Source organism: Aureimonas sp. AU20, from assembly GCF_001442755.1.
Lineage (GTDB): Bacteria > Pseudomonadota > Alphaproteobacteria > Rhizobiales > Rhizobiaceae > Aureimonas.
In genome coordinates, this window is record NZ_CP006367.1 from 3,449,092 (window position 1) to 3,468,508 (window position 19,417).

Genomic DNA, 19,417 nt, shown 5'->3' on the forward strand with positions numbered 1-19,417 from the left:
GGCGTCAGGCGAGATCGATCGTCTCGCCCCAGTCGGCCCGGCGCGCACGGCGGAAGCTTTCGCCGTCGCGCTTGGTGAGGAGCCGGCGGCGCAGGGCGCCGTCCTCCTCGCAGAGCTTCAGCGAGACCTTGCCGCTGCCGGTGTCCGGCGGCGCAAGGATACGGGCCGGGCGCGGCGCGGCGGGCGCCGCCAACCGCGTCGCCGCCACATAGCTGAACTTCTCGTCCTCCCAGGGCACCTCGGCCGACTTGGTGCGCAGGTGGACGCGCGAGCGCGCCACGCGGCGCGAGAAATGGCACCAGTCCGGCGCCTCGACAGGACACTCGCTCTCGTGCGGACAAGGCGCGGCGATCGCGGCGCCCGCTTCGATCAGCGCCCGGCGCGCCTCCAGGATGCGCGCCCATCCGGCGGGCGTGCCGGGCTCGACGATCAGGAGTACGCCCTGCGTGCGCGCCCAGAGAAGCTCCACCAGTGCCCGGCGCGCGGGCGGTGCCAACTCGTCCAGCACATAGGACAGGGTCACGAGATCGGCGGCGGGCAGATCGGCGCCCGCGCGGTCGATCGTGCCGGCGCGCCAGTCCGGCTCGAAGCCGAACTGCCCCTGCCCCAACCTCTCCCCGAGCGCGCGGATCGGCGCGCTGGCTTCCAGCAGCGTCGCCTCTTGCAAGGTTTCGAACCGCTCGCCGGCCGCCCACAATGCGGTGCCCGGCCCAGCGCCGACGTCGAGCAGCCGTCGCGGCGCGAAATCCGGCAGGGCGCTCGCGGTTTCCGCCAGCGCGTCCGACAGGGCGGCGAAGGTCGCGGGCATGCGCGCGGCGACATAGGCCTTGGCGAAGAGATCGTCGGAAAGATGCAGACGCCCGTCGCGTGTCTCGGCCCGGTAGCGGCCGGACAGAACCTCGGAGGCCGTGCGCAGGGCTTCGGAGGGAACGCCCGACAGCTCGGCGTCGATCGCGGCGCGCAGGGGACGCGGCAGTTCCATCGGGTCGTCCTCCGGGCGGCGGGTGAAAGGCGGGCGAGCGGGCCGCAAAGCCCGGCCTGGGCCCGCAAAATGCAGCCCCGACGGGCTTGCATGGGTGCTCGGCTTCGGCCGACCCCTTTTATTTGACAGCGATCTGCTCTAGCCCGACCCGGAGACCTCAGTCCAGACCGAAAGGATTGCCGAATGGCGAACGAGAACCACCCGATCCATGCCGAGATCACCGGCCCGATCGTGATGATCGGCTTTGGCTCGATCGGGCGCGGCACGCTCCCGCTGATCGAACGTCACTTCACCTACGACAAGTCGCGCTTCACCGTGATCGACCCGCGCGACACGCATCGGCATCTGCTCGACGAGCGCAACGTCCGCTACGTCAAGGAATCCGTCACCAAGTCGAACTATCGCGACCTGCTGACGCCCCTCCTTACCGAAGGCGGCGGCCAGGGCTTCTGCGTCAATCTTTCGGTCGACACCGGCTCGGTCGACCTGATGCGCCTGTGCCGCGAGCTCGGCGTTCTCTACATCGACACCGTGATCGAGCCCTGGCTCGGCTTCTATTTCGACGACAAGCTCTCCAACGCGGACCGCACGAACTACGCGCTGCGCGAGACGCTGCGCAAGGAGAAGCGCAAGAACCCCGGCGGCACCACGGCGGTTTCCACCTGCGGCGCCAATCCGGGCATGGTCTCCTGGTTCGTCAAGCAGGCGCTGGTCGACATCGCGCGCGACACCAATCTCGACTTCGTGGAGCCCGGTCCGAACGACCGCGAGGGCTGGGCGAAGCTGATGAAGAAGGTCGGCGTCAAGGGCATCCACATCGCCGAGCGCGACACGCAGGTTTCTGCCAAGCCCAAGCCCCGCAACGTGTTCTGGAACACCTGGTCGGTGGAAGGCTTCCTGTCGGAAGGCATGCAGCCGGCCGAGCTCGGCTGGGGCACGCACGAGAAGTGGCGCCCGAAGAACGCCAAGGACCACGAGAAGGGCTGCAAGGCGGCGATCTATCTCGACCAGCCCGGCGCCAACACGCGCGTGCGCTCCTGGTGCCCGACGCCCGGCGCCCAGTATGGCTTCCTCGTCACGCACAACGAGGCGATCTCGATCGCCGACTACTTCACGCATCGCAACAAGGAGGATGAGGTCACCTATCGTCCGACCTGCCACTACGCCTACCACCCCGCCAACGACGCGGTTCTCTCGCTGCATGAGCTGTTCGGCGCGGCCGGCAAGATCCAGCCCGAGCATCACGTTCTCGACGAGAACGAGCTGGTGGAAGGCATCGACGAGCTCGGCGTGCTGCTCTACGGCCACGAGAAGAACGCCTACTGGTACGGCTCGCAGCTGTCGCTGGAGGAAACCCGCCGCATCGCGCCCTACCAGAACGCCACCGGCATGCAGGTGACCTCGGCCGTGCTCGCCGGCATGGTCTGGGCGCTGGAAAACCCGGAGGCCGGCATCGTGGAAGCGGACGAGATCGACTATCGCCGCTGCCTGGAAGTGCAGCGTCCCTATCTCGGCCCGGTCAAGGGTTACTACACAGACTGGACGCCGCTGACCGACCGTCCGGGCCTCTTCCCCGAGGACCTGGACGAGAAGGACCCCTGGCAGTTCCGCAACATCCTCGTTCGCTGACACCCGGCCAACGAAAAGTTGGTGAAAAGCCGCGGATTCTTCCGCGGCTTTTTCTTTAGGCGCTGGTCATGACAAGGACATGCACTACCCTTTGGCTTCGGTAACTGCTTGATGCGCCTTGGGAGTTGGTCGTGGGCGAAACGTCGGACGATACCCAGCGCAAGCGGATCGTGGTGAAGGAGATCATGGACGCGGTCATGTCCGGCTCGTCCGGATCGATTTCCCGCCACTTCGCGCCAGGCGCCATCTTCTCGAACAAGAACAACGCGGGCATCTTCGACGCGCCCTGGTTCGACCGGATGGAGGGAGAATACCGCCTGAACGGGGAGGAGGAGGCCAAGTCCTTCCTCAACGAACTCCTGAAACGGGCGAGCTACATCTCCTACAAGCCGCGTGGCACGATCGTGGAGGACGAGAACGCGGCCAGTCGGTGCGACTGGACGCGGCAGGACGAGAACGGCTCGCTGGTCACCGGCACGACCATGTACTGGTTCGGCTTCACCAGCGACGGCCGCATCCGCTCGATCGAGACCATCGCCTCCATCCATTCCGTCATCTCGGCGCGCCGCAACGACGCATCGGTCGCTTGACCGGCAGCGCGCAACGCGGTCTTTCGTCCGCAGTCCCAGTTCGACCTTTCAGCCCAACCTTGATCCCGGAGCTTTCGATCATGCGCCCCGCCCTCGTCCTCGCCAGCCTTGTCGGCGCCGCCAGCGCGCTTTCGGGCTGCCAGCTCGAACCGCAGAGACAGATCGCCCTCGCCCCGCCCCAGGCGGTGATCGAAGGCCAGTGGAACTCGGTCGGAGGCCCCGTCGCCTATATCTCGTCCTTCTCGGCCGGGCGCTTCACCTCCAAGACGGCGGACGGCGCGCGCGTCCTGGCGGACGGCTCCTACACCAAGACCAGCCCGACCCAGGTCGCGATCATCTTCACCTCCACGACGCGCAACACGCGGGAGTCGGTGAACTGCAACCTCATGTCGGCCGAGCGGCTGGCCTGCGTCAATTCCGCCGGCGCCCGCTTCGAGCTGGCCCGCCGCGCCGGAGTCTGATCTCGCGATCATTGCCGGCCGGCAGTCCGGCTCCCATATGCCCGGCGGCGCCTTCCAGAGCGGAAGGCGCCGCCGCTTTGCATTCGTCGGCCGCGCACGGCCCCTGTCCGGACCTTTCATGAACGCACCCGTTTCCCGCGCCGCCAGCACCGAAATCGGCCCCCTTCCCGTCGGCCATCCGCCGGTTCGCCCCAAGAAGATCGGCGTGCTTCTCGTCAATCTCGGCACGCCGGACGGGACCGACTTCAAGCCGATGCGCCGCTATCTCAAGGAGTTCCTGTCGGACAAGCGCGTCATCGAATGGCCGCGCGCCGCTTGGTATCCCATTCTCTACGGCATCGTACTCAATACGCGGCCCAAGAAGTCGGGCCATGCCTACGAGCAGATCTGGAACCACGAGCGCAACGAGAGCCCCTTGCGCACCTTCACCCGCGCGCAGGGCGAGAAGCTCGCCGCGCGCATGGCCGGGGATGCCGGCGTGGTGGTGGACTGGGCGATGCGCTACGGCAATCCGTCCATCGCCGAGCGGATGGACGCGCTGATGAGCCAAGGCTGCGAGCGCATCCTGTGCTACCCGCTCTACCCGCAATATTCCGCCTCGACCACGGCGACGGTGAACGACAAGTTCTTCGAGCACCTGTCGGCGCAACGCTGGATGCCGGCGTCCCGCACCGTGCCCGCCTATCACGACGATCCGGTCTATATCGACGCGCTGGCCCGCTCGATCGAGACGCATCTGGCCTCGCTCGACTTCGAGCCCGAGCGCGTGATCGCCTCCTATCACGGCATTCCGCAGAGCTATTTCCGCAAGGGCGACCCGTACCATTGCCATTGCCAGAAGACCTCCCGCCTCGTGGAGGAACGGCTCGGCTGGGCCAAGGGTCGCTTCATGACGACCTTCCAATCGCGCTTCGGGCCGGAGGAATGGCTGCAGCCCTACACCGACAAGACGGTGGAGGCGCTGGCCAAGGAGGGCGTGAAGCGCATCGCCGTGCTCAATCCCGGCTTCGTTTCGGACTGCCTGGAAACGCTGGAGGAGATCGCGGGCGAGGCCGGCGAAATCTTCCGCGAACATGGCGGCACGCATTTCTCGCACATCCCCTGTCTCAACGATTCCGAGCCGGGTATGGACGTGATCGAGCATATGGTGCGCCGCGAACTGCGCGGCTGGCTCGGCTGAAGCCATTCCCGTGAACCCTGCTTCACGGGAATGGCTTCAGGAAGGCGGGCGGTGGGACGGGATGCCCCGCCGCGCGCAAGCCTTCTTCTAGGCGCGGCGACGCACGGGCTCGGTGGCGGCGATCCAGGCTGGGTCTTCGGCACCTTCCAACGGCGTCGCCTCCTGTGGTGTGCCTGCGCCTTCGGGCGAACGCGCGGCCTGTTCGGTCCGCTCAGGCTCGCCGGTTTCGTTCAAGCGGAAGAAGGTCATGGCGTCCGCGAGCTGGCCGGCCTCGTTGCTGAGGTCGCTGGCCGTCGCGGCCATCTGACCGGCGGCGCCGGCATTGGCCTGCGTCACCTGATCGAGCTGCGTGATCGCGCGCGCGATCTGCTCGATGCCGATCGACTGTTCGTGGCAGGCCGACGAGATTTCCGACACGAGGTCGGCGGTGCGGTTGATCTCGGGCAGAAGCTCGGCGAGGCGGGCCCCCGCCCCTTGCGCGACGCCCAAGGTCTCGACGGAAATCTTCGCGATGCCGGCGGCGGCGATCTGGCTGCGTTCGGCGAGCTTGCGCACCTCCGAAGCCACGACCGCGAAGCCCTTACCGTTCGTCCCGGCGCGGGCCGCCTCGATGGCGGCATTCAGCGCCAGGAGGTCGGTCTGACGCGCGATCTCCTGCACCTCCCGCACCGCCGATGCGATGGTCTTCATCGCCTCGACGGACTGCGAGACCGCCTCGTCGGTGGACACGGCGTGTTCGCGCACCCGCCGCGCGATCGTTTCCGTCACCGCCGCGTTGTCGGCGTTCTGACGGATATTGGCCGTCATTTCCTCGATCGCGGCCGAGGCCTCCTCGGACGCGGCGGCCTGACGCGCCGAGCCGGCCGACAGCGCCTCGGCCGTTTCGGTCGAGCGGTTGGAGCCGGCTGCCACGGACGCCGACGAAGCGCGAACGCCCGCCACGATATCGGCGAGCTTCGCGGTCATGCCGGCCATGGCCTTTTGCAGATCGGCGATCTCATCCCCGCCCCTCGGCTCGACCCGCTGCGTCAGGTCGCCCGCGCCGAGTGCGTCGACGAGGCGCAAGGAGCGGCGCAGGCGCAGGGCGATGGAGCGGGTGAGCCAGATCAGGGTGCCGGTGCCGAACAGAAGCGCCGCGCCGACCAGCACGGCCAGCAGCGCCCGCATCCGGTGATAGGAGGCCTCCGCCTCGGCCTTGAAGCCCTCGGCGGCTTGCTGCGCCTCGCGCGTCAACGCATCGAGCCGGGTCTGAACGCGCTCGGCGGCCGGGCGCTGCACCGTGTCGAGATAGTGCGTCGCCTCCGTCGCACGCGCCTTCATCCCCTCGTCAACGAGCGGCTGCATCTGGGCGAGAGACTGGTTCCAGCTTTCCCCGATCTGGCCGATCAGGCGCTCGGTGCCGATCGGAGCAGCGCTCTTGAGATCGTCAAACTTGCGGGTGGCGAGCTTCTTCAAACTCTCGAACCGCTTGAACGCGGCCTGCCGTGTGTCGGCATCGGCCGTGGCCAGGACATCCACCAGGGAAAGCCGGGTCTCGAACATGTTGGTTTCGATGTCGGACAGGCTTAGGCGCGCGGCGAAGCTCGCGTCGCCTTGGCCCGTCAGCTGGCTGCGCAACATGCGCAGCTTGCCGGTCAGCTCCCTTTCGATCGGCACCAGCGCCTGACGCGCATGGGCGACGGCCCAGAGGTCGGTCACCTCCGCAAAACGGAAGGCTTCGTCGGAGACCGGGCGCAGGGTCCGCACGAGGTCGGCGAGATCCCCGCCGCCCGAGCCCGCCTCGCCGGACTTGGCCGCCTCATACCGCGCCAGTTGCGCCTCGAGCGACGCCCAGGCCGCCTCGTAGTCGGCGCTCATCTCCCCCGTCTGGTCCGAGGAATAGGCGGCGCGGACGATGCGATGGATGCGCTCCAGATCGGCGGAGATTCCGACCGTCGCCTGCACCATTTCGAAGGGTCGGCGGGTGAACTCCGCCATGGTGCGGCTGCTCTGGTCGAGCGAGGTCACGCTCAACAGGCCGACCCCGCCTGTCAGAAGAAGAAGAGTGCCGAACGTCGCGGCGAGCTTGGTGCCAATGGTCAGCTTCATGCGGATTTCCATCGTCTCGGACGGCCCCACGGGCTGGTGACCCGTTGGGATTCGCATGGTGTCTGCTCCCGAAGACTTATCGCGGGATAAAAGCCTTCACCGCATTTGTCGGCATCAATCCAGATGAAATAGCGTGAAACACGTCCGCGCTTCGCGAAATCCCGACGCTTCAATGCCTTGCGGAGCGGGGCGCTGTCATGAAAGTTTAATCATGAAATCTCGGCAGCTTGGTGCCTTTTCAGGCCAAAGCGTCGCCCAAGTGGGTTTAGAACCGGAACAGTTGCACATAACGACACATAGACGCCGTGCGCCTACTCCGCGCGAAACCGCCCGAGCAGGTTGAGCCCGGCGACGCAGAAGAAGGTCATGACCCAGAGCGTGTTGGCCCGCTCGAAAAAGAAGCTTTCCAAGAGCGCGTTGAGCAGCAGGAACAGGAGCGACATCAGGAAGAAGTCGGCGAGCCGTGTGCTTTCGCGCCCCGGACCGACGCCGAGGTAGGAGCGCATCGGCGCCCCGACCAGCACCCAGAGGCCGAGCACGAGGCCGGGCCAGCCGATCGACAGCGCGAGGTCGAGATAGCCTTGGTGCGCGTTCACCGCGCCGCGCGGGTCCCAGGCGAATTCCATCGGCACTTCGTGCTGCACCAGATTGACCGGCGTCCAGAAGGCGCCGAACCCGTAGCCCGTCCAGCCATGGCTGGCCAAGGCATCGAGGGCGAAGCGCCAGAGTTCGAGACGGCCGGTGAAGCTGGTGCCCGGCGCCACCATTTGAACCATGTCGTGCGACCAGGGAAAGATCACCGTTCCGACCGTGAACGCGGCTCCGCCCAGGAGCGCGGCGAGCGAGAGGAGAACGGGCGCGGCGCGCAGGCGCAGGACATGCGCCGACATGACGATGGCGAACACGATGCCCGTCAGGCCGAGCGAGGTCTTGGACCCCGTGCGCAGGATGAACAGGGCTGACAGAACCGCGATCAGCGCGCCGATGGCGTGATTGCCCATGCGAAACAGGTAGATGCCGGCGAAGAAATACACCGCCATGGCCGCGCCGGCGACGTTCTTGTGGCTGTAAACGCCGCGCCAGAGCCCGTCATGCACGTCGCCGACATGGCGCCCGAGGCTCGGCCAGACCACGACGCCGAGATAGGAAAGACCCAGGACCACGAGCACCGAGACGCCGAGCGCGATGCGCAGGGAGCGCCCGTCCGGCGGCAGGCAGAGCGCGCCCGTCGCCGCGATCATGGAAATCGTGGCGAAGACGACGCCGCGTAGCGTGTCCGGCGGATCGGCGGTCTGGAAGGCGGAGAAGGCGAACCAGGCCACCAGCAGGACCCAGCTCGGGCGCAGGAGCGACCGCACCACCCGGCGCTCGGTGAACACGAGATGCCCCACCAGCGCGACCACGGCCAGAAGCCCGTAGCCCAGCTGATTGAAGACGTTGCCACCCGTGTCGCCGGTATAGATGGAGGCGAAGGGGGTCAGGCTGACGAAGCCGACCGTGAGGATCAGGGTCGCCAGAAGCGTGCGCAACGCATAGACGGCTTCGACCGAAGCCTGCGAGCGCGGCGCGGCCGGAACGGCAAGCTCGCTCATGCCGCGCCCCGCGCGGCCCGCGCCGGCCCAATCCACCCCGCGAACGAAGACACTTCGAAAAACCCCTTGCGCGACGGCCCGGCCCGATCGCCGATCTTGGCGCATGAGGGTTAACGGCGCCTCACCGGAGCCTAACCGATGAAGCGGCGTTCGTGAGATCGACCCCGGCCTCGGACGAGCCGAGGCCGGGGTGCGGGACGATCAGTCCTTGGCGCGCTCGACATAGGAGCCGTCGGCGGTCATGACGACGATGCGCGTGCCCGTCGCGATATGCGGGGGAACCAGCGTGCGCACGCCGTTGGAGAGGACGGCCGGCTTGTAGGACGAGGAGGCCGTCTGGCCCTTGGTGGTCGGCTCGGTCTCGACCACTTCGTAGATCGCGCGCTGCGGCAGTTCGATCGAGATGGCGCTGCCGTCATAGACGGACAGCTGAACGGTCATGTTTTCCTGGAGATAGGGCGCGGCGTCGCCGATGACGGATTCGGGCACCGTCAGCTGGTCGAAGGATTGCGGGTTCATGAAGTGGAAGCCGTCGCCATCCGAGTAGAGGAACGTGTGGTCGCTTTCCTCCACGAAGGCGCGCTCGACCTGCTCGGTCGTGCGGTAGCGCTCGGAAACCTTGGTGCCGTCCGAGATGCGGCGCATGTCGAGCTGGGTGACCGGGGTGCCCTTGCCAGGATGGATGTTCTCGGCAAAGAGAATGACATAGAGCTTGCCGTCTTCGCGTTCGACGACGTTCCCCTTGCGGAGCGAGCTGGCGATCACCTTCACGGGTGGTGTTCCTTCGTATGGCTTTGGTTGGGAGCGCCGTAACGCATCTTCGCCCCATCCGCCAGCCGCCATCGCCTTTTCGAGTTCCGAGCCGCCATGACCGACCGATCGCCCTGGTGGGCGCCCCATGTCCATGCCGACCGCCGTCCGCGCCTTTTGCAGCGGGGCAGGATCAAGGCTGCGATCCGCCGCCATTTCGAGACTGACGGCTTCGTGGAGGTGGAGACCGCCGCGCTTCAGGTCTCGCCCGGCAACGAGGCGCATCTCTCCGCCTTCGCCACCGAGATGCTGCGCATCGACGGCGCGCGCCAGCCGCTCTACCTCCACACCTCGCCCGAATTCGCCTGCAAGAAGCTTTTGGCCGCCGGCGAAACACGCCTCTTCACCTTCGCGCCGGTCTATCGCAACCGCGAGCGCGGCGCTCTCCATTCGCCCGAATTCTCGATGCTCGAATGGTATCGCGCCGGCCAAAGCTACGAGTGCCTGATGGCGGACTGCGCCGCGCTCCTGCGCCTTGCCGCGCAAACCGCCGGCACGACGCAGTTCGCGTTCCGGGGGCGCACCGCCGATCCCTTCGCCGAGCCCGAACGGCTGAGCGTGTCGGAGGCGTTTCGCCGTTTCGTCGGCTTCGACATTCTGGACACGGTGGATGAGGCCGGCGCGACGGATCGCGGCGCGTTGGCGGAGGCCATGCGCCAAGCGGGCCTGCGCGCGACCGCCGATGACAGTTGGGCCGATCTGTTCAGCCGCGCCCTGGTGGAGCGGGTCGAGCCAGCGATCGGCAACGGCCGCGCGACGATCCTCGACGAATATCCCGTGGCGGAAGCGGCCCTTGCCCGGCGCTCGCCGCGCGACCCGCGCGTGGCCGAGCGTTTCGAGCTTTATGCCTGCGGCGTGGAACTCGCCAACGCCTTTGGCGAGCTGACGGACGCCGCCGAGCAGCGCCGCCGGCTTCTGGCCGAGATGGACGAGAAACAGCGCGTCTATGGCGAGCGCTATCCGCTGGACGAAGACTTCCTCGCGGCGCTCGCCGTCATGCCCGAGGCGAGCGGCATCGCGCTCGGCTTCGACCGACTGGCCATGCTGGCGCTGGGAGCCGCCCGGGTCGACGACGTGATCTGGACGCCGGTCGCGGAGTTCGACGCGTGAGCCGGGTTCTGCGCTCGGCCGAGGCGCTGGTGGAGGCGGGCCTCGCGCCGGCTGAGCGGCTGGACGCCCTGTCCGCCGTCGCGGCGCGCTATGCCGTTTCGGTGACGGCCGACATGGCCGCCTTGATCGAGGCGCCGGACGATCCGATCGCCCGCCAGTTCCTGCCCGACGAGGCCGAGCTGGTGCAGACGCCAGAGGAAGCGGCCGATCCGATCGGCGACGCCGCGCATTCGCCCGTTCCCGGCATCGTGCATCGCTATCCCGACCGGGTGCTCCTGAAGCCGCTGCACGTCTGCCCGGTCTATTGCCGCTTCTGCTTCCGGCGCGAGATGGTTGGCCCCGAAGGGCTCGGCACCTTGTCGGAGGCCGAGCTCGACGCCGCCTTCGCCTATGTCGCGAGCCGGCCCGAAATCTGGGAAGTGGTGGTGACGGGCGGCGATCCCTTCGCGCTGTCGCCGCGCCGCCTCGCCCATCTCGCCGAGCGGCTGGGCGCGATCGCGCATGTGAAGGTCCTGCGGTTTCACACGCGGGTTCCCGTGGTGGAGCCGGCGCGCGTCTCGGCCGAACTCGTCGCGGCGCTGAAGCGTTTCGGGGGCGCGGTCTTCGTCGCGCTTCACGCCAACCATGCCAGCGAGTTCACCCCCGCCGCCTGCGAGGCCGTGGCGCGTCTGGTGGATGCCGGCATTCCGTTGGTCAGCCAGAGCGTGCTCCTGCGCGGCGTCAACGACGACCCCGACGCCCTCGCCCTCCTGATGCGCCGCTTCGTGGAGAACCGGATCAAGCCCTACTATCTCCACCAGGGGGACCTCGCGCCGGGCACAGGCCATCTGCGCACGGGCCTTGCCGAAGGACAGGCGCTCATGCGCTCCTTGCGCGGGCGCATCTCGGGCCTTTGCCAGCCGACCTACGTGCTCGACATTCCCGGTGGCCACGGCAAGGTACCGGTGGGCCCATCCTACCTGATTGAGGCGCCGGGCGGCTGGCGGGTGGAGGACCCGTCGGGTCTCTTCCACCCCTACCCTCCCAAACCAGTCAAGGCGGACTGACCCGTTTCGCCGCAGCGCCTTGCGAGGGCGGCCCTCGCTTGCCAAATTCGGCCTATGCGCGCACCCGAGCCCACAAGCTGCTGGCTCTGCGCCCGGCCGCTCGGCCGGCGCGTCGAGTGGCACCATCCCCGCCCCAAGAGCCGGGGCGGGCGCGAGACCGTGCCGGTTCATCCGATCTGCCACCGCACCATCCATGCCAATTTCACCAATGTCGAACTGGCGCGTCTGGAGGCGGAGAGCGTGCCGCTGGCAAGCCACCCCAAGCTCGAGCGCTTCCTCGGCTGGATCGGCCGCAAGCCGCCCGATTTCCACGCGCCGACACGCTGACGGGCAATCCAGCCGAGTCGGTTTCGCGCTGGCACGCGCACGTTCCAAGGCAAGTCTCGGCCCGGCGTTTTCCAACGTTTTAACCGTCGCCGCATTGCGATTTAGCCGGGGAAATCCAGGGGCGGGCAAGCCACCTGAGGGCGCTCCATGCGATGGTCTCCCCTATCAGAATCGGAGATCGAGCCATGGCGAATCCCGCCCTTCAGACCCCGGACGACCTCGACCGCACGATCGAACAGGCACTTGCCGAAGTCGACGGCGACACGCTTCAGGCGCTTCGCAATCTCGTGCGCCGCCAGCGCGAGTTGGAATTGGAACTGAGCCGAACCGTTTCGGCCGGCTATGTCCGCCGCCGCCCGGCGGCCTAAGAGTCTGTTTGGAAATTCGGCGGCGGAGGGCCGGCGAGGGATTTTTGGGTGTCGCGAGGCGCCAAACGCAGTCGATGCGAGGGCGCATCGGCGAGGATTGGCAACGAAGTGACAGCGAAAAAGACCCGTCGGACCGACCCGACCGAGTTTCCAAACAGGCTCTAAGCTACACTCCACCCCGCCGAAGGGCGTCAGGCGCCCTTCGGCCCGATCGAGCCGCGCTGTTCAAACCGGCGTGACGGGCCTAAGAGGCGACAAGCGCAACCCGCTCTTCGGGTTTCGGGACGCTCGCAAAGGCCGGCCATGGACACGCCTCTCCTTCCGCTTCGGCATTTCCTTCTCGGCCTCGCGGTGGTCGCCGTGTGGGGGACGAATTTCGTCGTGATCCATGTCGGGCTGCAGCATCTGCCGCCGCTCCTCTTCGCCGCCCTGCGCTTTCTCTTCGCCGCTTTTCCGCTCGTGTTCTTCCTCCCGCGCCCGCCCGTGCCCTGGCGGCATCTGGCGGCCTATGGCGTCTTGATCGGGGCCGGCCAGTTCGGGCTTCTCTTCGTCGCGATGCGAAGCGAGATCTCGCCCGGCCTCGCCTCGCTGGTGGTGCAGGCGCAGGTCTTCTTCACCATCGGCCTCGCCATGCGCCTGTCGGGCGAAACCGTGCGGCCCTACCAAGGTGTCGCGCTGCTCCTGGGCATTGCCGGCCTCGGGGTGATCCTCACGCATACGGACGGCTCGACCACGCCGCTCGGCCTCGTGCTGGTGCTGCTGGCCGCCTTGTCCTGGTCCGGTGGCAACATCGTCGCGCGCGCCAGCGGGGTGACGAACATGCTGCCCTATGTCGTCTGGGCGAGCCTCTTCTCCGCCCCGCCCCTCTTCGCCCTTTCCTTCGCGCTGGAAGGCTGGCCCGCGATGCGCCAGGGGCTGGCGGCGGCCGATGGCGTCACCTGGGCCGCTGTGCTCTGGCAGACGATCGGCAACACGATGTTCGGCTATGCCGCCTGGGGCTGGCTCCTGGCGCGCCACCCTGCCGCGCTGGTCACGCCGCTGGCGCTGCTGGTGCCGCTCTTCGGCATGGGCGCCTCGGCGCTCTGGCTCGGCGAATCCCTGCCGTCCTGGAAGATAGCCGCCGCCCTGCTCGTCATGAGCGGTCTGGTGATCGGCCTGCTTTATCCCCGCTGGAAGTCGGCCCGCGCCTGACACCGCGAGCCGCGCGGACACTTTCGCCGCCCTTGCGCGTTGAGACCGGACAGACGGTCAGAAGGCAGCAAGCATCATGAGCGACGAACCCAAGCTCCAGTCGATCTCCGACGGCCCGAACAGCCGGCCCCGCGACACCAGCATCGCCCAAAGCGCGGGCGGACTGCCCGACGACACGGGCCGCCCGATCCCCCTCAGTGAGGCCGAGGAGCGGCGCATGGCGGACAAACTGGTGGGAAAGGACGAGGACGCCGAGCCGGAGGCTCATCCGTCCTGATCGCCGGGAGCCGAGAAGCCTGCGCTTCAAACTGTTCGAGTCGTGAAAAAGATGGGAAGGGACGGAACCCCGGAGGTCTCGTCCCGTTTGGTCGGGCGAGCCGTCATGGCGTACCCGTGTCGAAGCCTCAGCCGACCATTCGCAGGATGAACTGCGGCAGCGGCGGGAAGGCGAGACATGCGGCGGCGAAGATGCCGGCGGCCGTCAGGGCGAGAGCGGTCATGTCGACGACAAAGGTCATCACGCGATCAAGAAGCATGGTGGTCCATTCCTAGCTGGCGGACCCAAAATTCGGCCGATTCGGTTTAGGAGTGGTTAGGATCGTTGGCGGAAATCCGACATTGTTCCCCCTGTGTTCTCCGCGCCACAAGTTCCGCTCAAGCTCCAGAAATCCTTTGCGTCCGGGCGTTCGACGGGGAGATGCGCGCCCAAAGAGAGCGGACCGCGCCCCAGTCCACACGTGTCTTGGAAAGCGCTTCGGTAGGATATAAAATAAAATGGTCCCGCCGCTTGAAAAGCAGGGGACTGGTCCTCATAGTAATCGCATCGAACGATGGCCGGAAAGTTTGTCCCCGCGCTGCGGCCCAGCGCAAGACCAATCCATTTCTTAGCAGACTTCGATGCAGACGGGTGCACTTCCTGCGCCTTGAACGAACACGCCGATATAGAAAGGTATCCCATGGCTACGGGAACCGTGAAATGGTTTAATACGGACAAGGGTTACGGCTTCATCGCCCCGGACAACGGCGGTCAAGACGCATTCGTCCACATCAGCGCCGTTCAGCGCGCTGGTCTGCAGACCCTGCAGGACGGCCAGAAGGTCAGCTTCGAACTCGTCGCGGACCGTCGTACCGGCAAGATGTCGGCCGACAGCCTCAAGGCGATCTAAATCCCTTCAGGCGTCTATCCAGGTTTCGGCAAGCCGAACCGGATATCCAAGATCATCGCATCCCTCCCGCCGACCACGGATGTACTGGCGGCAGGAGGGGAGTGATAAGGCGGGTCGATCGTAAGATCCTCGCCCCCTGCGAACCCTGCGCTCACGCGAGCCGCAGGGTTTTGCTTTTTGGGCACCCCGTTCGTGTCGGCGCACCGATCCCAGCTCATGGTCTGCGTCCATCGCAGTGCTTCCAGCAGCCCCAGCCTCGCGCTCAAAGACGAGGCAATACGGCTCCGCTTCCAATGGGCCACCTCCCTTCGCACGACTTTGATCGCTGCTTGCCCCTTCACCCGCTTGTCGAAAACACGGCATGTCGGCGCGCCGGTGGTTAACATCTTCGTGAGTCCAGACCGCAGAGGCTCGCGCTTCGGCCTGGATTGCAGGAGCTAAAGCACGCCGATCCCCGCTGAAATGGCATGGGATCGCGCCTCCGAGCCCGGTTCCGCCGCTTTTTCCGTTCTTCGCCGAGCCTCCTTCGCGGCGATCCGTCGATGTCGGCCCGTGGCTGGACAAGCGCATTTGCTTGCCGTCCACTTGGCGCAACGCCGCTCGGCGGAATCGACATTTCTGGGAGGAAACATGTCGTTCTCATTCAAGGGGCTCCTGGCCTCGATCGCTCTCGCGTCCACGATCGCCCTGCCGGCCGGAGCTCAAGGTTCCTATCCCCAGCAGCCCATCACGATCATCGTCCCCTTCTCCGCCGGCGGGCCGACCGACACGGTGACACGCCTCGTCGCGCAGTCCATGTCGGCCGATCTCGGCCAGCAGGTTCTGGTGCAGAATGTCGGCGGCGCCGGCGGCACGCTGGGCGCGGGCCAGGTCGCCAAGGCCAAGCCGGACGGCTACACGCTGCTGCTCCATCATATCGGCATGTCCACCGCGCCGACGCTCTATCGCAATCTCGGCTTCGACCCGCTGAAGGACTTCGCCCCCATCGGGCTCGTCACCTCCGTACCGATGACGGTGGTGGCGCGCAAGGATTTCGCGCCCGCTAACGCCGCCGACCTCGTGGCCTATCTCAAGGAAAACGGCACCAACACAACTTACGCCAATGCCGGCATCGGCTCGGCCTCGCATCTCTGCGGCATGCTGCTGCAGGAAACGCTCGGCGTGCAGATGGTGACGGTGCCCTACCAGGGCGCCGCGCCCGCCATGACCGATATCGTGGGCGGGCAGGTCGATCTCCTGTGCGACCAGACCACCAACACGACCAACCAGATCAAGGCCGGCGAAGTGAAGGCCTATGCCGTGACCTCGCCCGAGCGCCTGGCCTCGCTGCCCGACCTGCCCACCACCAAGGAATCGGGACTGGACAAGCTCGATATCGGCGTCTGGCATGGGCTCTATGCGCCGGCGGGTGTCGATCCCGCCATCGTCGCGCGCCTGGAAGCCTCGTTGAAGAAGGCGCTGGAGAACGAGACGGTGAAGGCGCGCTTCGCCGAACTCGGCACTGCGCCCGTCCCTGCGGATCAGGCCACGCCCGAGGCGCTGAAGGCCGAGCTCACCTCCCAGATCCAGCTGTGGAAGCCGATCATCGAGGCCGCGGGCATCTACGCCAACTGACGCTCGCAAGCCGCTCGAAGGGGTGGGCCTCCGCGCTCGCCCGTCGAGCGGGCGGCCGGCATGACCCTCCGCCTTCGGCTCCTATGGGATCGAGACCGGAACACCCGCACCTTCGCCTTTGCCACGCCATGGTCGATCCATCGCAAAGGTCGGAGCCGATCCCTCGGCTCTCCCTGCCGGCCCAATCGCGGCGCGGCCAACGCTGATCCACCCGCCCCTTCGCCCTCGCAAAAAGGGAAGCTGCTTCCGATGCAGACGAGCGCCGACATCCGCTCCCGCCGCGATCTCTTCGCCGCCGCGATCTTCGTCACGGTCGCCCTCGCCTTCGCGCTGGAAGCCTGGACCTATCCGATGGGCACGGCGCTGCGCATGGGCCCGGGCTTCATTCCGCTGCTCCTGGCCATCCTCCTGGCCATCCTCGGCCTCGTGATCGGCATCACCAGCCTGCGCAAGCACGAACGCGTCGAGCGCACGCCCATTCCCTGGAAGGGCATCGCCCTCGTGTCGCTGGCGCTGATCGTGTTCGGCGAGTTTGGGGCGGCGCTCGGCCTCGTGCCCGTGGTCTTCGTCGGCACCGCCATCGTCGCGCTGGCCTCCGCGCGCAACACGCCGGTCTCCGCGCTCGCCATCGCGGGCGCGATGAGCCTTCTGTGCTGGGTCGTGTTCAAGATCGGGCTCGGCATCACCCTGCCGACCTTCGGTCCCCTCTTTTCCTGACGAGGCCAGCGCATGGAGCTTCTGTCCAATCTCGCCCTCGGCTTCGAGACGGCGCTGACCCTCACCAACATCTTCTGGTGTTTCGTCGGCGTGCTGCTTGGCACGCTGGTCGGCGTCCTGCCTGGCATCGGGCCGACGGCGACGATCGCCATGCTCCTGCCGATCACCTTCACCTTCTCGCCCGTCACCGCGCTGATCATGCTGTCCGGCATCTATTACGGCGCGCAGTATGGCGGCTCGACAACGGCGATCCTGATCAACCTGCCGGGCGAAAGCTCCTCGGCCGTCACCGCCATCGACGGCTACCAGATGGCGCGCCAGGGGCGGGCGGGCGCAGCGCTCGCCACCGCCGCGCTCGGCTCCTTCTTCGCCGGCTCGGTGGCGACGCTGCTTCTGGCCGTCGCCGCCCCGCCGCTGTCGCGCGTCGCGCTGAAGTTCGGCGCGCCGGAATATTTCGCGCTGATCGTGCTCGGGCTCCTCGTCTCGATCTCGCTCGCCCACGGCTCGGTCATCAAGGCGCTCGCCATGATCGTGCTCGGCCTCCTGCTCGGCACGGTCGGCCAGGACATCTACACCGGCACGCCGCGCTTCACGCTCGGCCAGCTCGAACTCTACCAGGGCATCAACTTCGTCTCGATCGCCGTCGGCGTCTTCGGCGTCGCCGAGATCTTCCGCAATCTGGAGAACGAGACGACGCGCGAGGTCGGCGTAAAGAAGGTCTCCGGCCTCTGGCTGACGAAGGCGGACTTCAAACGCATCGCCGCGCCCGTTGTGCGCGGCACCGTGCTGGGCTCGCTGCTGGGCGTCTTGCCGGGCGGCGGGCATGTCCTCTCCTCCTTCGCTTCCTATTCGCTGGAAAAGAACCTCGCCAAGGACAAGTCGGAATTCGGCCATGGCGCGATCGAGGGCGTGGCCGGGCCGGAAAGCGCCAACAACGCCGCCGCCCAGACCTCGTTCATCCCACTCCTGACGCTCGGCATTCCAGCCCATCCCGTGATGGCGCTGATCGTCGGAGCCTTCATCCTCCAGGGCATCACGCCGGGGCCGAACGTCATCAACACCCAGCCCGCGCTCTTCTGGGGCATCATCGCCTCCATGTGGATCGGCAATGTCCTTCTCGTCATCCTCAATCTGCCGCTGATCGGCTTGTGGGTGAAGATGCTGACCATCCCCTATCGCGTGCTGTTTCCCGCCATCGTCCTCTTCGCGGCGATCGGCTGCTATTCCATCAACAACAACCCGTTCGACGTCTATGCCATCGGCGTCTTCGGAATCCTCGGCTATGTCCTCATTCGCCTCGGCTGCGAGCCGGCGCCGCTTCTGCTCGGCTTCGTGCTCGGCCCGCTTCTGGAAGAGCATCTGCGCCGCGCCATGATCATCTCGCGCGGCGACCCCACCGTCTTCGTCTCGCGCCCCATTTCGGCGACGCTTCTGGCGCTAGGTCTGGCCGCCGTCATCGTGGCGCTGCTGCCCGCCATTCGCGCCAAGCGCAAGGAAGTGTTCGTCGAGGACGATTGAGCGTTGGGCCTGAAACGGCAGCCTGCCGCAGCGCAAAAGAAGCAGGCGGGCGCCGACGCGTTCGGCTAGATTGCGCTCGACTCATCCCGCCTGGAGCCCCTCATGTCGGACACGCACAGCATCGGCACGCCCTCCCTTTCCGTCTCGATCAAGGCCGAGGGGGCGGAACTGATCTCGCTGCGGGACGGAGCCGGCGAGGAGCTTCTTTGGCAGGCCGGGCCGGAATGGCCGCGCCATGCGCCGGTGCTCTTCCCGATCGTCGGCCGCCTGCCGGGCGACGCGCTGGAAGTGGACGGGCAGCGCTACGCGATGACCCAGCATGGCTTTGCCCGCGACAGCCTTTTCGAATGGCGCGAGCGGAGCGAAACCCGCGCCCGGCTGGTGCTGAGGGATAGCGAGGCGACACGGGCGCGCTACCCCTTCGCCTTCGAGCTGGAGCTAATCTACGAGGTGGCGGACCAGACGCTCGATGTGACGACGCGGGTGCACAACACGGGAGACCTGCCGCTCCCCTTCGCGGTCGGCGCCCATCCCGCTTTTCGCTGGCCCCTCGTGCCGGGCCTTCCCAAGGAACGCCATGTCCTGCGCTTCGAGGGCGCGGCGCCCAGCAAGGCCTCGGCGCTGGAGGGCGGCTTTCTGTCGGGCGAGCGGGACGTGCCCGTGGAGAAGGATGCGCTCGCCCTCTCCGAGGCGCTGTTCAGCGGCGACGCGCTGGTGTTCGGCGGGATCGGCGAGGGCGCCGTCCGCTTCGAGGCATTGGGTGAAGGCGGCCCGGAACGCGCCCTGCGCGTCGCCTGGAAGGGCTACCACGATCTCGGCGTCTGGTCGAAGCCGCAGGGCGCGCCGTTCCTCTGCATCGAGCCCTGGTTCGGCACCACGCCGCCGCTCGGCTGGAATGGCGACTTCACGCAAAAACCCGGCAACGCCACGCTGCCGGCGGGCGAGTCGCGCGACTATGTCTGGTCGGTAAGCGTCTAGAGCATTTTCAGGCAAGGCGAGACGATCGAAAACATAAGGCATTCCGGTGA

At 67.0% G+C, this 19,417-nt stretch carries 20 protein-coding genes; 15 read left to right on the forward strand and 5 right to left on the reverse strand.

What is annotated here, in order from left to right:
• Window positions 1-4 precede the first annotated feature (4 nt).
• Window positions 5-982, reverse strand: a complete 978-nt coding sequence (locus M673_RS15730; protein ID WP_061976995.1) for a small ribosomal subunit Rsm22 family protein — start codon at window positions 980-982, stop codon at window positions 5-7.
• Window positions 983-1,165: 183 nt separating this feature from the next.
• On the opposite strand from M673_RS15730, the gene M673_RS15735 reads away from it, so the two are divergent.
• From M673_RS15735 to hemH, 4 genes are all read left to right on the forward strand, one after another.
• Entirely contained in the window at window positions 1,166-2,611 is a 1,446-nt protein-coding gene (locus tag M673_RS15735; RefSeq protein WP_061976997.1) for a homospermidine synthase, read from the forward strand.
• Window positions 2,612-2,742: 131 nt separating this feature from the next.
• Window positions 2,743-3,201 carry a hypothetical protein gene (locus tag M673_RS15740; RefSeq protein ID WP_061977894.1) on the forward strand — a complete coding sequence of 153 codons (459 nt, stop codon included), beginning with the start codon at window positions 2,743-2,745 and terminating at the stop codon, window positions 3,199-3,201.
• A gap of 80 nt (window positions 3,202-3,281) precedes the next feature.
• Window positions 3,282-3,662: a hypothetical protein gene (locus M673_RS15745; protein ID WP_061976999.1), complete on the forward strand. Its 381-nt coding sequence runs from the start codon at window positions 3,282-3,284 to the stop codon at window positions 3,660-3,662.
• 118 nt (window positions 3,663-3,780) lie between these two features.
• A complete protein-coding gene (gene hemH, locus M673_RS15750) occupies window positions 3,781-4,842 on the forward strand; it encodes a ferrochelatase (RefSeq protein WP_061977895.1) in 1,062 nt (353 codons plus the stop codon).
• Between the two features lie 87 nt (window positions 4,843-4,929).
• On the opposite strand, the gene M673_RS15755 is transcribed toward hemH, so the two are convergent.
• The 3 genes from M673_RS15755 to efp form a co-directional block, all read right to left on the reverse strand.
• A complete protein-coding gene (locus tag M673_RS15755) occupies window positions 4,930-6,930 on the reverse strand; it encodes a methyl-accepting chemotaxis protein (protein ID WP_244493280.1) in 2,001 nt (666 codons plus the stop codon).
• A gap of 311 nt (window positions 6,931-7,241) precedes the next feature.
• Window positions 7,242-8,522 (reverse strand): O-antigen ligase family protein, encoded by a 1,281-nt coding sequence (locus tag M673_RS15760; protein ID WP_187301277.1) that lies wholly within the window; start codon window positions 8,520-8,522, stop codon window positions 7,242-7,244.
• A gap of 201 nt (window positions 8,523-8,723) precedes the next feature.
• Window positions 8,724-9,293: an elongation factor P gene (efp, locus tag M673_RS15765; protein ID WP_061977004.1), complete on the reverse strand. Its 570-nt coding sequence runs from the start codon at window positions 9,291-9,293 to the stop codon at window positions 8,724-8,726.
• A gap of 96 nt (window positions 9,294-9,389) precedes the next feature.
• Here efp and epmA point away from each other — a divergent pair, with 96 nt between their 5' ends.
• From epmA to M673_RS15795, 6 genes are all read left to right on the forward strand, one after another.
• The gene (epmA, locus tag M673_RS15770; protein ID WP_061977006.1) at window positions 9,390-10,442 is read left to right on the forward strand and encodes an EF-P lysine aminoacylase EpmA; all 1,053 of its coding nucleotides are present in this window, start codon (window positions 9,390-9,392) and stop codon (window positions 10,440-10,442) included.
• On the forward strand, window positions 10,439-11,488 hold the full coding sequence (locus M673_RS15775; protein WP_061977008.1) for a lysine-2,3-aminomutase-like protein: 1,050 nt from the start codon (window positions 10,439-10,441) through the stop codon (window positions 11,486-11,488). The genes epmA and M673_RS15775 overlap by 4 nt, the downstream gene beginning before the upstream one ends.
• A gap of 54 nt (window positions 11,489-11,542) precedes the next feature.
• Window positions 11,543-11,815 carry a hypothetical protein gene (locus M673_RS15780; RefSeq protein WP_061977010.1) on the forward strand — a complete coding sequence of 91 codons (273 nt, stop codon included), beginning with the start codon at window positions 11,543-11,545 and terminating at the stop codon, window positions 11,813-11,815.
• 185 nt (window positions 11,816-12,000) lie between these two features.
• On the forward strand, window positions 12,001-12,183 hold the full coding sequence (locus M673_RS15785; protein WP_061977012.1) for a hypothetical protein: 183 nt from the start codon (window positions 12,001-12,003) through the stop codon (window positions 12,181-12,183).
• Window positions 12,184-12,486: 303 nt separating this feature from the next.
• Window positions 12,487-13,374 (forward strand): EamA family transporter, encoded by an 888-nt coding sequence (locus M673_RS15790; RefSeq protein ID WP_061977014.1) that lies wholly within the window; start codon window positions 12,487-12,489, stop codon window positions 13,372-13,374.
• 76 nt (window positions 13,375-13,450) lie between these two features.
• Entirely contained in the window at window positions 13,451-13,651 is a 201-nt protein-coding gene (locus tag M673_RS15795; RefSeq protein ID WP_061977016.1) for a hypothetical protein, read from the forward strand.
• Window positions 13,652-13,778: 127 nt separating this feature from the next.
• Here the strand turns inward: M673_RS15795 and M673_RS25110 are convergent, their stop codons facing one another.
• Complete coding sequence (locus M673_RS25110; protein WP_274534660.1) at window positions 13,779-13,910, reverse strand: hypothetical protein; 132 nt, start codon at window positions 13,908-13,910, stop codon at window positions 13,779-13,781.
• A 420-nt stretch (window positions 13,911-14,330) separates the two neighbouring features.
• Here M673_RS25110 and M673_RS15800 point away from each other — a divergent pair, with 420 nt between their 5' ends.
• From M673_RS15800 to M673_RS15820, 5 genes are all read left to right on the forward strand, one after another.
• Window positions 14,331-14,540: a cold-shock protein gene (locus tag M673_RS15800; protein ID WP_061977018.1), complete on the forward strand. Its 210-nt coding sequence runs from the start codon at window positions 14,331-14,333 to the stop codon at window positions 14,538-14,540.
• A gap of 630 nt (window positions 14,541-15,170) precedes the next feature.
• Window positions 15,171-16,154, forward strand: coding sequence for a tripartite tricarboxylate transporter substrate-binding protein (locus tag M673_RS15805; RefSeq protein ID WP_061977020.1), 984 nt, complete (start codon window positions 15,171-15,173; stop codon window positions 16,152-16,154).
• Window positions 16,155-16,403: 249 nt separating this feature from the next.
• Window positions 16,404-16,871: a tripartite tricarboxylate transporter TctB family protein gene (locus M673_RS15810; protein ID WP_061977022.1), complete on the forward strand. Its 468-nt coding sequence runs from the start codon at window positions 16,404-16,406 to the stop codon at window positions 16,869-16,871.
• A 12-nt stretch (window positions 16,872-16,883) separates the two neighbouring features.
• Window positions 16,884-18,389 (forward strand): tripartite tricarboxylate transporter permease, encoded by a 1,506-nt coding sequence (locus M673_RS15815; RefSeq protein WP_061977024.1) that lies wholly within the window; start codon window positions 16,884-16,886, stop codon window positions 18,387-18,389.
• Between the two features lie 102 nt (window positions 18,390-18,491).
• Complete coding sequence (locus M673_RS15820) at window positions 18,492-19,367, forward strand: aldose 1-epimerase family protein (RefSeq protein ID WP_061977026.1); 876 nt, start codon at window positions 18,492-18,494, stop codon at window positions 19,365-19,367.
• The last annotated feature ends 50 nt before the right edge of the window (window positions 19,368-19,417 follow it).

Bases quoted from the DNA above. Each gene is read 5' to 3' on its own strand.
- M673_RS15730 (WP_061976995.1), bottom strand. From the start codon at position 982: ATGGAACTGCCGCGTCCCCTGCGCGCCGCGATCGACGCCGAGCTGTCG.
- M673_RS15735 (WP_061976997.1), top strand. From the start codon at position 1,166: ATGGCGAACGAGAACCACCCGATCCATGCCGAGATCACCGGCCCGATC.
- M673_RS15745 (WP_061976999.1), top strand. From the start codon at position 3,282: ATGCGCCCCGCCCTCGTCCTCGCCAGCCTTGTCGGCGCCGCCAGCGCG.
- hemH (WP_061977895.1), top strand. From the start codon at position 3,781: ATGAACGCACCCGTTTCCCGCGCCGCCAGCACCGAAATCGGCCCCCTT.
- M673_RS15755 (WP_244493280.1), bottom strand. From the start codon at position 6,930: ATGAAGCTGACCATTGGCACCAAGCTCGCCGCGACGTTCGGCACTCTT.
- M673_RS15760 (WP_187301277.1), bottom strand. From the start codon at position 8,522: ATGAGCGAGCTTGCCGTTCCGGCCGCGCCGCGCTCGCAGGCTTCGGTC.
- epmA (WP_061977006.1), top strand. From the start codon at position 9,390: ATGACCGACCGATCGCCCTGGTGGGCGCCCCATGTCCATGCCGACCGC.
- M673_RS15780 (WP_061977010.1), top strand. From the start codon at position 11,543: ATGCGCGCACCCGAGCCCACAAGCTGCTGGCTCTGCGCCCGGCCGCTC.
- M673_RS15785 (WP_061977012.1), top strand. From the start codon at position 12,001: ATGGCGAATCCCGCCCTTCAGACCCCGGACGACCTCGACCGCACGATC.
- M673_RS15790 (WP_061977014.1), top strand. From the start codon at position 12,487: ATGGACACGCCTCTCCTTCCGCTTCGGCATTTCCTTCTCGGCCTCGCG.
- M673_RS15795 (WP_061977016.1), top strand. From the start codon at position 13,451: ATGAGCGACGAACCCAAGCTCCAGTCGATCTCCGACGGCCCGAACAGC.
- M673_RS25110 (WP_274534660.1), bottom strand. From the start codon at position 13,910: ATGCTTCTTGATCGCGTGATGACCTTTGTCGTCGACATGACCGCTCTC.
- M673_RS15800 (WP_061977018.1), top strand. From the start codon at position 14,331: ATGGCTACGGGAACCGTGAAATGGTTTAATACGGACAAGGGTTACGGC.
- M673_RS15805 (WP_061977020.1), top strand. From the start codon at position 15,171: ATGTCGTTCTCATTCAAGGGGCTCCTGGCCTCGATCGCTCTCGCGTCC.
- M673_RS15810 (WP_061977022.1), top strand. From the start codon at position 16,404: ATGCAGACGAGCGCCGACATCCGCTCCCGCCGCGATCTCTTCGCCGCC.
- M673_RS15815 (WP_061977024.1), top strand. From the start codon at position 16,884: ATGGAGCTTCTGTCCAATCTCGCCCTCGGCTTCGAGACGGCGCTGACC.
- M673_RS15820 (WP_061977026.1), top strand. From the start codon at position 18,492: ATGTCGGACACGCACAGCATCGGCACGCCCTCCCTTTCCGTCTCGATC.